This is a genomic window from Thermosporothrix hazakensis, assembly GCF_003253565.1.
Classification (GTDB): domain Bacteria; phylum Chloroflexota; class Ktedonobacteria; order Ktedonobacterales; family Ktedonobacteraceae; genus Thermosporothrix; species Thermosporothrix hazakensis.
In genome coordinates this window covers 1,118,321-1,130,800 of the sequence record NZ_QKUF01000001.1, presented here as the reverse complement: position 1 = coordinate 1,130,800, position 12,480 = coordinate 1,118,321, and the positions used below count along the sequence as shown (strand labels likewise).

Below are 12,480 nucleotides of genomic sequence, written 5' to 3'. Positions count from 1 at the left end.
GTGCCGGGAGGTTCTGAGGAATTGTCAAAGATTCATTTTTATGAACTGGAACAACTGAGCGCGGAACAGCGAGCAAGACTGTTGCGGCGTTCAGAGGTCGCGATTGACGATCTGATCGAGTATGTGCGCCCGATTGTGCGAGATGTGCGTGACCGTGGAGATGAAGCGGTGATTGAGTATATGGCCCGCTTTGATAAAGTGCACCTGACACCTGATCGTCTGCGGGTGAGTCGAGAAGAGATCGAGCAAGCGCATGCTGCATTAGAGAAAGATGTCTATGCCGCAATCGAGCATGCGGTTCGCAATGTGCGAACGTTTCATCAGCGTCAGTTGCCCCATGAACAGTGGTTTACCGAGGTCGCGCCGGGCGTGATGGCAGGTGAGAAGATCACCCCGATTAGTAGTGTCGGTCTCTATGTGCCGCGTGGAAAAGGGGCCTTCCCTTCTGTGATGTATATGCTTGCGGCTCCGGCCAGTATCGCTGGTGTGCCTCGAATTGTTGTTTGTACGCCTCCCGGACCGGATGGAGCGGTTGACCCAGCCTCGCTGGTCGCGGCTGATCTCTGCGGTGTGCATGAGATTTATCGCATTGGCGGTCCTCACGCGATTGCAGCGCTGGCCTATGGCACACAGAGTATTCCTCGGGTCCATAAGATTACCGGGCCTGGAAATCCGTATGTTTCCGCGGCCAAGCGTTTATTGTATGGGACGGTTGATGTTGGCCTTCCGGCTGGTCCAAGCGAAGCGATCATTCTGGCAGATGAGAGCGCAGATCCTGAGCTGGTTGCTCGTGATGTACTGATTGAAGCGGAACACGGTCCCGATTCGTCGAGTATAGTAGTGACTGATAGCCGGAAGCTTGCACAGGCGGTTGCGGCGCTGCTGCCGGCGAAGATTGAGGCGCTGCCTGAGCCGCGGCGGTCATTCTGTCTCAATGGATTGACGGGGGAAAAGGGAACGGGTGGCATCCTGCTAACGAAGACTATGCAGGACGCGATCGCCTTCGTGAACGAGTACGCGCCTGAACATATGGAAGTGCATGTGCAAGAGCCATTTGCGCTTTTAAGCGAGCTCAAGAATGCAGGTGAGATTCTCTTAGGGCCATATACACCGACCTGTACCGGAAACTATAGTGTTGGGACCAATGCGATTCTGCCAACCGGTGGCTTTGCCCATACCTTTTCCTGTACCTCAGTATTCGATTTTCTCAAGCGAACCGGAGTGGCGTATCTGACGGCAGAGGGCTATGCCTCCTTGAGTGAGACCACACGTCGTCTGGCCACCTTCGAGGGGTTCCCGGCTCATGCTCAAGCGGTAACCGAACGACCGGTCCCTGATGCAAGGAAATAGCACTGTTGGGGGAATGAACCATCTACCCAAAGATACCAGTATTCGGTGTACATCCTGAAAAATGGTATGCTACATGGAGCAGTGGCGTGCGTTAGTGCGGAAGAGGGGGGAAAAGTGTGATTGTGTGAAGTAGGCTACTGCCCAGTGGAGACAAGATGTGTTATAATTCCCCCTACATAGAGGCCATCTTGTAATGTAGACTAGTGAGAGGACCCGTGCGCAGGGGAAGGTGTCCTCCCCTTCAAACAGAGTTGCCAGGTCAAGGTGCTATGCGTCTCTTGTTGTCAGAAGGAAAGGGAATACGTTGTAGCACACGCCGGGGGATCTGACGCAGTATTGTTGCTGGCATATATAAAGGTCACGTATCAGATAGTATATCAGCAGTTGACCTGTTGCTAGATAGAGTCTAAAAAGTTGAAGATCGGTAACAGCAAGATATGAATAATAATGCACCTGATCCCAAAAATATATCATCTGTAAGCAGTGAGAATGGGCCTCAGAGTGGGCCAGTATCCCCTACGCCGTCAACCGATGGTGGGGCGCAAGCACGCCGCCGTTTACTCCCTGATACGGAGCTCTCAGACGGGCGCTACAGGATTGAGCGGTTGATTGCGGCTGGCGGCATGGGGGCTGTTTATCGTGCAATTGACAAGCGCTTTAACCGTCCTTGTGCCGTCAAAGAGATGCTGGATGACTTCACCGCAGAGGCGGAGCGGGCTCAATCGGTTGAGTGGTTCCGACGTGAAGCGACTCTGTTGCTGGATTTAAGTCATCAATGTATTCCTCGTGTGCGCGACTTTTTTACGCAAGATGGTCGCTACTATCTGGTGATGGACTTTATCGAGGGACGTACTCTATCCGAGATTCTTGAAAAAGAAGGCACTGTGATAGGGGTCAATGGAGCGCGAGGCGTGCCCGAGGCACGTGCTCGAAGTTGGGCCATCCAATTGTGCGATGTACTGGGATATCTGCATCGCCAGAACCCTCCGATTATCTTTCGTGACTTGAAACCTTCCAACATCATGGTCACCGGGCAGGATGAAATTAAATTGATTGACTTCGGTATTGCTCGTAGTTTCCAGTCTCAGGGGCAGGCGACCATTATTATGACGGTTGGCTATGCACCACCTGAGCAGTTGCACGGCATGCCGGAACCGCGCAGTGATATCTATTCTCTGGGGGCGACCCTGCACCGTGTGTTAACCTGCCATGATGCTGCAAATAACAAGCCAACTATCTTTTCTTTCCCGCCTGTGCGCTCCTTGCGTCCAGATCTCTCTGTCGGCTTTGAGCAGATCTTGATGAAGGCTCTGGCATATACGCCTAATCAGCGCTGGCAGAGCTGTGATGAGATGGCGCGGGCTTTACGGAACTTGCCGCCGGTCACCGCTACACCGGTCGTTTCTGCTCCTCTGGGCAGCGGACAGCATTTCGCTGGCAGGCAAACACCAAGCGGCCCACAGAATCCGCCAAGTGGCGGCTCGGGTGGATATGTGCCTTCATCTGGTCCGGTGACAACCGGGACAACCGGCCCGGGCGGACAGTTTATTACGGCGGCGCTTGGTCATATGGCGGCGGGGCGAATTGAAGAGGCGTATATGGCAACCATGCAGGCGTGTGGTATAGAACCCAATAACGCGCTGGTGCATAAGCTCTTCGGTCAGGTGTTTGCGCGGAGACGCCCCCCTCAGGTCGATCAGGCGATCCGGGCCTATGCACATTCCATTGAGCTGGACCCGAATGACGCCGAAACGCACAAGTTGATGGGGGATATCTGGCTCTATCTTCGTCCGCAGCCCTATCAGGCCATTCCACATTACACACGCTCGGTTAGCCTGAACCCGCGGGATCATGAAACGCATTTCCGTCTGGGGTTGTGTTATGAGAAGACAAACCAGTTGGAACCGGCGCTGAAAGCCTATCAGGAAGCGCTAAATCTGGTGCCGAAACAGCCACCTCAGATGATGGGTCATTATGGGCAGATGCTTGGACGCCTTGCAATGCGTATGCAGCGCTATCCTGTCGCTGAACATGGTTTTGTACAGGCTTTGATCGCGAATCCAGCCGATCATAACACGCGCTTCTTGCTGAGTCAGGTGTATGAAGCTGAACAGAAGCTGGAAGATGCTTTCAGGGAATGCTCCTATGTATTGGGCCCTCTGGGCTCGATGAATCCGGCGGTCGCACAGATGTATCAACGATTACGCGCACGTTTAGGACGATAAAGACAGATTTCTATGCGCTGTCACTCCGGCATGAAGGGAAAATGTCAATGAATACGCATAGTCTCAGTTCCAGATGGCAATGGCGAGGTCGGTCGCTGTCTGTCTGTGCATTGGGGGGACTTCTTGTTGCTTTGATTCTGCATCTGCTTGCGTTCTCGCCCGTCTCTGTCGCGGCGGCAGAAAACAGGCCGCCATTGGGTGTTGCTCGTGCCGGTGCTTCGCTGGTGCGCCTGGTGGCTACGTATACCGTAGAAGAGAATACAGCTGACGCGACCCCTTCGCCAACCTCAGGGACTCCCCAGGCTACTTCAGTGGTGGTTCCCAGCACTATGTTTTCCTGTACCGGCCTGGGAGTGATTTTTGCGAGTTGGGCTGCTGACAATGAGTTGAATACCTGGATTCTAACGGATGGCAATGTTGTCACCAATGATGGACGAACCTGCGCTTCCTCTCGTCCAAATGCCAAATTATCCAGGCTGTTTATCTATTTCAGTACGGCGTTTAATGAGAAAATGCCTCCCATCCCCTTGCAGTTTGATATTGAAAAGGGAGATAAGCTGACTTCTCTGAAGTGCCAGACCAGCCCCTGTAAGGATGGCGTGGTTGCTTTTTCGCTGAATTATTCGCATTCGTTACCTTTCATTTCTGTTGTCAGCAACTCACCATCGGAAACGTTCACACTTGGCCTGGCAAAGAATGAAGACGCGATTGTGATGCCTGAAGCGGTGCATGACGGTGGCGATGGACAGGAGGCGGGTACCTATCGCACCCCGGTGCAGATGCCCGGTGAAGAGCTTGGTCAGAACCGTCTGGGTATGCCTGTGGTCAATAATGTCGGGGATCTGGTTGGCCTCTATGTGGGAAACACCCGGATTTCCGGCGACAGAATCAATGCTTTTATCAAGCAGCAGCTACCGGAACTACAGAAGTCCCATGAAAACACTGTAAACGCCCACTGGAAGAGCGGCGTTACCAATTTTTACCAGAAGCGCTATGAGCAGGCGCAGAGCGATTTCCAGAGTGTGGTAGCCGAGAATCCTCAGTTTCAGGGGGCCGATCTGTTGCGTCAGGAAGCAGCGCAAGAGCTACAGCATCAGAACACAACCACTACTGAGAATCAGGAGAGGGAGGCCGAAGCCGCAGGGCTCACTCTATTCGGTTTCCATCTTCCATATTGGCTGTTGATCGTTGCAGCCGTATTTCTCATTCTGGTGATCCTGCTGATCTGGGTTAGCCTGCGTTTCGGACGTGCACGAAGCCAGAAGGCACGTATGCGCAAGTTTCAGGCCGAGTTGGAAGAACTTGAGCGCCTGGCAGAGCCCGACGCAGCAAGAATTAAACAAGAGGAGGAGGCGCAAGCCATGCAACATCAGCAAAAGCCCCCGCAATCTCAGCCTCTCTGGGAGCAGCAAAAGGTGCAGGTATCTCAGGGCGCTGGCAATCAAGCGTCAGTTGCCCCCGGTTCATTCCCTGCTGGCAGTGAAACACAGCCTGCTCAGGCTGCCTCGTCCGCTCAGCGGAAGGGAGCTGAATTGACCTGTCCTGCCTGTGGCGCTCCGGTTCAGAAAGACGATAATTTCTGTACAAACTGTCGGCAGGTGCTCTCACCTTCAACCTCGGGTGTGCACTATCGCATCTCGTCTCAGCCGCTTGGGAGCCTGCGTCCGGCAAATCTGATACCGGCGGATAAAATCGCGGAGATGCCAACCGCAGAGATGCCACCCAAACAGTCGATTCAGGATGAGCCAACACGCCCGATTCCACCCGGTGTGGCCCCGTCCTCTGCCGATACGGAGAAGACGGTTCCGTTTGATCGCTCCTTCATGGCTGATTTCATGCCGCTGTACCGAGCTGGCACGGCCTCTGATCCGGGCATCAAGCGCAAGCACAAGCCGAATGAGGACAGCTTGTTTGCGGCCTATGGGAGTTGGAATGTCAATTCAACGTATGTGCCGTTTGGCCTGTTTATCGTTGCTGATGGTATGGGTGGTCATGCAGCTGGACGCGCTGCAAGCCGTCTGGCGATCCAGACGATCGTGAACTTTATGCTGCCGATCCTGAACAAAAACTATATCGCTCACGGCGACTCGTTGGAGAAGTTGCTTGTGGAGGGCGTGCAGCGTGCCAATCAGGCGGTACACCAGAATAACATGGAGCAGCGTGCTGATATGGGCACGACGATGACTGCGGCGTTGTTGGTGGGGGCGAATGCCTATGTCGCCAATGTTGGCGATAGTCGCACCTACCTGTATCGTCCGGGAACCGGACTGAAGAAGATAACAAACGATCACTCGGTTGTTGCCAGTCTGGTGGAGGCGGGCATTATCAAGCCTGACGACATCTACACCCATCCAAAGCGCAACCAGATCTATCGCAGCCTGGGCGAGAAACCAATGATAGAGGTAGATAGCTTCCAGGTCACACTTCAGCCGGGCGATAAGATACTGCTCTGCTCGGATGGTCTCTGGGATATGGTCCGTGATCCCCAGATCGAGAGTATCCTGGCAGCGCCTGAGGGACCAGAACAGATGGTCCAGAACTTGATTCAGGCCGCGTTTGATGGGGGCGGTGAAGACAATGTCAGTGTGGTGTTTGTTGAACTGGCAGAGGCGGCACAGCCACCAACTGCACCCTCTTTCCAGGTGGTGGGAAAGCCGGATACCATCGAGTTACCACCCCTGCAATAAGGCTTTTTCTCTCGGGCGGGATCGCATCCCGCCCGCTTTTTTGTGCCGCTTTTTGCGCATGATTCGTAGAAAGGGAAGGGGCGTAATAAATTGTCGCTCCTTTCTCCCTGTGCTATAATCAGTGCAGCATCTTCTAGCCTTTGTCGAAATAATAAAGGCCTTTTTATTGGGAGGAAAGCTCGTGCCAACCCTTAATCCTGGGTATTTATATGCAGGCATTCTCTTAGTGGCGGGCTTTGTTTTTGTGATACTTGCAATGGCCGTTGCTAATCTGCTTGCACCCCATAATGCTACAAAAGAGAAGCTACAGACATACGAGTCTGGTGAAACTCCGATCGGTTCCGCCTGGGTGCAATATCCTCTGGGCTTTTATATCTTCGCCTTGCTCTTCGTTGCATTTGACGTTGATATTGTTTTTATCATTTCCTGGGCGGTGATCTTTAAACAGCTAAGTATCTTTGGCTTTGCGGAAATTCTTTTCTTTATTATTGTGCTCACGCTTGGCCTGGTCTATGCCTGGCGTAAGGGAGTGACGCGATGGATCTAGTACCACGTTCAACAAACATACCCAGTGCAACAACTGGCTATCGAGATCAGAACGCAGCGCTTGCCCGTGATCTGGCGCCGATCGCGCAGATTATTGGGAAGCCGGTTCAGCCGCAGACCATGAAGGGAGACTTCCTGGGTCTGGAGGTTGATGCGGAACATCTGGTCGCCGTGTGCCGTTTCTTGCGTGATCAGCTTGGCTTTGAATTGCTGAGCTGTGTATCAGGGGTCGATATGCTCGATCATATGGAAGTGGTCTACCATGTTCGCTCCATTGTGAGAGGGCAGTTGCTTCAGGTGAAAGTGCGCATTGATCGTGAGAAGCCGGTTGTTGATAGTGTCGTTTCGGTCTGGCCTACAGCGAACTGGCTGGAGCGCGAAACCTACGACATGTATGGGATCCACTTTGCCGGGCATCCTGATCTGCGTCGTATGCTTCTTGATGATGATTTTGAGGGCTACCCGCTGCGTAAGGATTTCCATCAGGTCCCTCTGACGGTCAAGCCACGGGCGACAACACAGGTTGATCCGAATATGGCTGTATCCGGTCAATTCCAGCAGCAGCGTCTGGAGCGCGTTGTGCAGAAGAAGCTCGGTCAGGGCATGCAGGAGCGCTTGCACCCCGGGACACCGACGTTTGGTCATTCTGCTCATGGGCCGGAAGATACCCCCCAGGGCGCGCCAGAGAAGTAGCAAGGCCCGTTTCTTCTGGTTCAGTTATGCAATGCGGGAACTGGCGTTCCCTCCTGACTGGAAGCGATCTCTGTTTGTTGTCTGGTCGTTTGCTCTCTCCTGTGAGCCGAATTGCCCGGGAGGAGTGAGCGTTTGAGCCTCTACCTGACTGAAATGTGAGTGTGTGCTATGCCGAGAGCAAGGGCGCGTCGGAATACTGGACAGAGCAAAAAGGGAACAGGCACACCCAAGAGTGAACAGGCTCGTCATCGTAGAGATAACGGAGGGAACAGCGGTGGAACCGGCGGTCCGACCCAGCAGAGAAGAACGGTCCTTATTCCTGCTCTTACCGCGCTTGTCTGTTTTTGTGGTGGCTTCTATTATGCCCTGTTCTCAACGGACCCGAACCGCGCTGTGATTGGTGGCATTGCTGTGCTCACGGGGTTTATCTGGCTGTTCCTTGTCTGGTCCCGTGTGCGAAGGCTGCCGCGAAGAATACATCGTAGATAAAGTTGCATGATACTCTGTGTTTCCTGTTCCGCCTGACGGCTCTTGTGTAGTCGTTGCGCGGGGTGGAAGATTTGAAATTTTCTGATTGAGGATACTCATGGCTACAGACCAAGAGATGAAAATACATCCTGAAGGGGGAGTTATCGAGGAGTCGAAGTCACAGGAAATGCTGTTGAACATGGGTCCTCAGCACCCTAGCACTCACGGCGTGTTGCGCTTGATGCTGAAGCTTGAGGGCGAAACAGTCCTTGACTGTACTCCAGTGATCGGCTATTTGCATCGCGGCATTGAGAAAATTCTAGAGAACCGCACGGTAATGGCCGGTATCCGTTATATGGATAACTCCGACTATCTTTCTCCGATGCTCAATGAAACGGCATATGTTGGCGCTGTTGAGCAGTTAATGGGCATCGAGCCCCCGCGTCGAGCTCAGTACATTCGCTTGATTACCAATGAGCTTCAGCGTATCGCAAGCCATCTGGTGGCTCTGGGAACCTACGGCATGGACCTCGGCGCTTTTACCCCGATCCTGTGGACCTTCCGCGACCGTGAGGGCATTCTGGACCTGTTTGAGGCCCTCGGCGGCAGTCGCTTCAATGTGAACTATATGCGTGTGGGGGGGGTGCTCCATGATACCCCCAGTGGTTGGCTTACGCAGTGCGAAAAGTTCCTGGATGAGCTGGAGAAGAACACCAAAGAACTGGATACTCTGCTGACCGGGAACGAGATCTTTATGGCTCGTACTCAAGGGGTCGGCTATATCGATCCACAGCAGGCGATGGCTTATGGTCTGACTGGCCCGATGCTGCGCGCCAGTGGCGTGAACTGGGACCTGCGTGTGAACCGCCCGTATATGGCCTATCGTGAGATCCCGGTGAATCCTCAGGTCCGTCAGGAAGGCGACTGTTTTGCTCGCTATTATGTCCGCCTCAATGAAATCTTTGAGAGCATTCGCCTGTGCCGTGAGGCTATCGATAAGATGCCCGGCGGTCCGATCTCGACACGCACTCCGATTGCCCTGCGCCCACCACGCGGCGAAACCTATTTCGCTGTTGAGAGCAGTAAGGGTGAGCTTGGTGTGTACTTTATCAGCGATGGCAGTGAATATCCGTGGAGAGCGAAACTGCGCGGACCTTCCTTCATCAACTTGCAGATCCTCCCGGAGCTGCTGCGTGGTCATAAGATGAGCGATACCATTGCGATTCTGGGTAGCCTGGACATCGTGCTTGGTGAAGTTGATAGATAACACGAGGTTTTTGACGGTACGAGTTGAAACAGGTCAGGGTGGCTCCCCTTGCCTGTTTCTATGTGTGCTGTTTTGGAGTAATTCAAGATGTTTAGCGTTGTGATGGCTGAGGCCGGATCGAGCGATCTTTGGACCTGGTGGACTCAGTTTGTAAGCGGACTCCTTTCCTGGGAGACCCTTCAATATGTGGTTGCCTTCCTCTCGATCTTTGGCTTTATCATGACCAGTGCGGTTATCCTGATCCTGCTCGAACGTAAGGTGATGGGCTGGATGCAGGACCGTCTGGGTCCTATTCATACCGGGCCGTGGGGCTTGTTGCAGACGGTCGCTGACGTTGGTAAGCTGTTGCTGAAGGAAGACATTCATGTGGTCAAGAGCGACAAGCTGATGTTCCTGCTTGCGCCTTCTGTCTTCCTGGCTCCGGTGATGGCATCCTGGGCGGTGATCCCGTTCTCCCCGTATATTCGCCTGCCGTTTACGGCTCTGGCAACCGGTATTGTCTTTTATGTAGCAATGAGCTCCATTGACGTTGTTGGCGTGATTATGGCCGGTTGGAGCTCGAATAACAAGTATTCATTGATTGGTGGTCTGCGTTCCGCGGCTCAGATGATTTCCTATGAGCTGCCGCTGGTGCTCTCGCTGGTAAGCGTGGTGATGCTGACAAGCGTCCTGGCGAAGGATGGTATCGGTACGGTGTCCCTCTGGGATATCCAGCAGTACCAGGATACCTGGACAAAGACTGGCAATGGCGTGCTGGACTTCCTCTTCCAGGGCTTCACTCCCTGGAGCTGGTTCTTCCTGGTGCAGCCGCTGATGCTGATGATCTACTATATCTGTGGTCTGGCTGAGACCAACCGCTCGCCGTTCGACCTGCCAGAAGCGGAGTCCGAGCTTGTGGCTGGTTATGTGACCGAGTACAGTGGTATGCGCTGGGCTCTCTTCTATCTGGGTGAGTACGGTAACATGACGATCGTGTCCGCGATCGCAAGCTATCTCTTCCTGGGTGGTTTCTCTGGCCCTGGCGTTGGTTTCTTGACCGGCCTCGGCAATATCTGGTGGGGACTGCTTGGAAACATCCTGGCGTTGGCGTACTTTGTGCTGAAGATCTACCTGCTGTGTACGGTCTTCATCTGGGTTCGCACAACTCTGCCACGCTTGCGTGCTGACCAGCTCATGCAGTTCGCATGGCTGATCCTGATGCCTGTTACACTCTGTAACATTGTGCTGAGCGGTGGCATCTACCTGATCTGTAACGCGCTTGGTCTCTCCAACCTGATCTACTTGATCGTGCTTGGTGTCATCAACTGGCTTTCGATCGGCCTGTTCATCTGGATTGTGCGTCGTGCAACTGTGGCGACCACGCGTCGCGCTCAGGCTCCCGCGATCCGGGCACAGCGTCGAGCGTCCTCTGTCCCTGCGCTTCAGTTGCGTGACGGGGTTCCGTCTCGCGTCTCTGAGCTCCCAGCGGGCAGTTCAGTCGCAGGTGGTGGCTCGCACTAAGCAAAAGAAGAAGCGAAAAGAGGCTACAGATTTTGCATGTAGTCTCTTTTCTTTTTGCCCGAAAAAAGAGCCGGAGCAATGCCCGGCTCAGTGCCTGTTTTTGTTGATAGGAGAGATAACCCTTTCTTCTTTTTTTAGATCACCATTTTTGAATAGCTTAGAAGCCTATACATGTCAGCAAGAGCCACGGAAGTAGAACACCGGCAATGGAGCCTGCGATGACCTGACCGGTGGTGTGACGCCGAAGGATAACCCGTGACCAGCAGACCAGCAGGAGCAGAACATAGGCCGGTAAACAGATCGCTCCATAGATGATTGTTAATATAGTGAGCGCCCCTGAGAGCGAGGCCGCGTGCATACTGATTTTCCACCACACAGTAATAATCAGAAGAATGACTCCAATAATAATAGTGGCGAGCAATACGGATTGCAGGGCTCGTGGCGCTCGGGTCAGGGCCAGCGCGATCAGACCGAGCAACGCTGAACTGAGACCGAAGAGAAAAGGACCGGTCCGCTGTGAGCGCTTGCTGACGTCCAGATCGCTGAGCTTGCCCATTTTGACGCCGATCGCGATATAGATCATCGGGCCAACGCTCAGGAAGAAGAGCGTTAACGCGGTATAGCCAAGCGCGGTGTACTGATTCGCGGCCTGTGAAAGCGCCACCAGAAAGACTGCCGGAATAGAAATCACTATCGGTGATAGAATAGCTGAAAGATAGCGGGCAATGCGAATATGAGGTAATTGTGACGTCGCAAGTGGTGTATTCTTATCGAGAGTAAGTGGTTGTTCTCTCATGCGCCTCCTTCGTTCTTTCTCTCGCGTGTTATTGAAGCGAGAATGGTGCTCTCAGGTGCTTTATCCTGAAACCTGTGGATAGTTTTTCGCTTGTGTGACAGTGACTGGATAGCCCAGAATCACGCTGGCTGTCCGTTGAAATGCTGTGGCGTCCCCACTACTCCATAGCTGGACCGTTCCTCTTTCCTCCTGTTCAGCAGGCCGGAGCAGCTCTTCCGTTTCCAATACCCATTGTGTACGGCGGGCAATTGCACTTCCGCTATCAATTACTTGAACGTTCTCGCCGACGATTTTTTCAATCGCAAGTCGCAAAGCTGGAAAATGGGTGCAGCCGAGGACCAGAACATCGATATCTTTTTCCAGCACCGGGCGCAGTGATTGCCGCAGGATAACATCAACCTCGGGACCCTCGATTCTTCCCTGTTCAACCAGCGTCACCAGTTCGGGGCAGGCGGCGACGGCTACTTCAACCCCTGCTGCATGAGTAGCAATCAGGTTTTGAAGGTATGCAGCCTTTACAGAACCATTGGTTGCCACAACACCGATGCGTCGCTTCTGGGAAAGGCGTGCGGCTGGCTTGACGGCTGGCACTACACCGACAAAAGGAAGCTGTGGAAATGCCATCCGAAGTGTTTCCAGGGCTGCCTGTGAGGCCGTATTGCACGCGACCACAATCATTTTGACATCCTGCTCCAGCAGAAAGCGGGTGGCAAGTTGAGCCAGCTCTCGTACTTCTGCATCGGTGCGAGGGCCATATGGATTGTTGAGCGTATCCCCAAAAAAGACAAAGTGCTCATGGGGTAGTTGCTTTCGTAGATCGGCCAGAATGGTCAGGCCACCCGCCCCGGAATCAAAAACTCCGATAGGAGCGGATGGGCGACCTCTGCGGTCGCCCCGTGTTTTCTGTTCGCTTGTGTGTTCCTGGTTTCTCAGTATTTGTTGCGTCAT

At 53.6% G+C, this 12,480-nt stretch carries 10 protein-coding genes; 8 read left to right on the top strand and 2 right to left on the bottom strand.

All coding sequences use genetic code 11. The annotated features are described in order from the left end of the window. Positions 1 to 21: 21 nt before the first annotated feature. From hisD to nuoH, 8 genes are all read left to right on the top strand, one after another. A complete protein-coding gene (gene hisD, locus EI42_RS04805; protein WP_246046322.1) occupies positions 22 to 1,350 on the top strand; it encodes a histidinol dehydrogenase in 1,329 nt (442 codons plus the stop codon). A 437-nt stretch (positions 1,351 to 1,787) separates the two neighbouring features. Further along, positions 1,788 to 3,575, top strand: coding sequence for a protein kinase domain-containing protein (locus tag EI42_RS04800; RefSeq protein WP_111319331.1), 1,788 nt, complete (start codon positions 1,788 to 1,790; stop codon positions 3,573 to 3,575). 47 nt (positions 3,576 to 3,622) lie between these two features. Continuing rightward, complete coding sequence (locus EI42_RS04795; protein ID WP_170142353.1) at positions 3,623 to 6,262, top strand: PP2C family protein-serine/threonine phosphatase; 2,640 nt, start codon at positions 3,623 to 3,625, stop codon at positions 6,260 to 6,262. 181 nt (positions 6,263 to 6,443) lie between these two features. Beyond that, entirely contained in the window at positions 6,444 to 6,809 is a 366-nt protein-coding gene (locus EI42_RS04790) for an NADH-quinone oxidoreductase subunit A (protein ID WP_111319327.1), read from the top strand. Beyond that, entirely contained in the window at positions 6,800 to 7,501 is a 702-nt protein-coding gene (locus EI42_RS04785; protein WP_111319325.1) for an NADH-quinone oxidoreductase subunit C, read from the top strand. Before EI42_RS04790 ends, EI42_RS04785 begins: the two co-directional genes overlap by 10 nt. Positions 7,502 to 7,669: 168 nt before the next feature. After that, on the top strand, positions 7,670 to 7,990 hold the full coding sequence (locus EI42_RS04780; protein WP_137686119.1) for a DUF2776 domain-containing protein: 321 nt from the start codon (positions 7,670 to 7,672) through the stop codon (positions 7,988 to 7,990). Positions 7,991 to 8,087: 97 nt separating this feature from the next. Then, positions 8,088 to 9,236 (top strand): NADH-quinone oxidoreductase subunit D, encoded by a 1,149-nt coding sequence (locus EI42_RS04775; RefSeq protein WP_111319321.1) that lies wholly within the window; start codon positions 8,088 to 8,090, stop codon positions 9,234 to 9,236. An 87-nt stretch (positions 9,237 to 9,323) separates the two neighbouring features. Continuing rightward, positions 9,324 to 10,736 (top strand): NADH-quinone oxidoreductase subunit NuoH, encoded by a 1,413-nt coding sequence (gene nuoH, locus EI42_RS04770; RefSeq protein WP_211326014.1) that lies wholly within the window; start codon positions 9,324 to 9,326, stop codon positions 10,734 to 10,736. Positions 10,737 to 10,893: 157 nt separating this feature from the next. Here the strand turns inward: nuoH and EI42_RS04765 are convergent, their stop codons facing one another. Both EI42_RS04765 and murI read right to left on the bottom strand, forming a co-directional pair. Next, entirely contained in the window at positions 10,894 to 11,532 is a 639-nt protein-coding gene (locus tag EI42_RS04765; RefSeq protein ID WP_111319319.1) for a phosphatase PAP2 family protein, read from the bottom strand. 60 nt (positions 11,533 to 11,592) lie between these two features. After that, on the bottom strand, positions 11,593 to 12,480 hold the full coding sequence (gene murI, locus EI42_RS04760) for a glutamate racemase (RefSeq protein WP_111319317.1): 888 nt from the start codon (positions 12,478 to 12,480) through the stop codon (positions 11,593 to 11,595).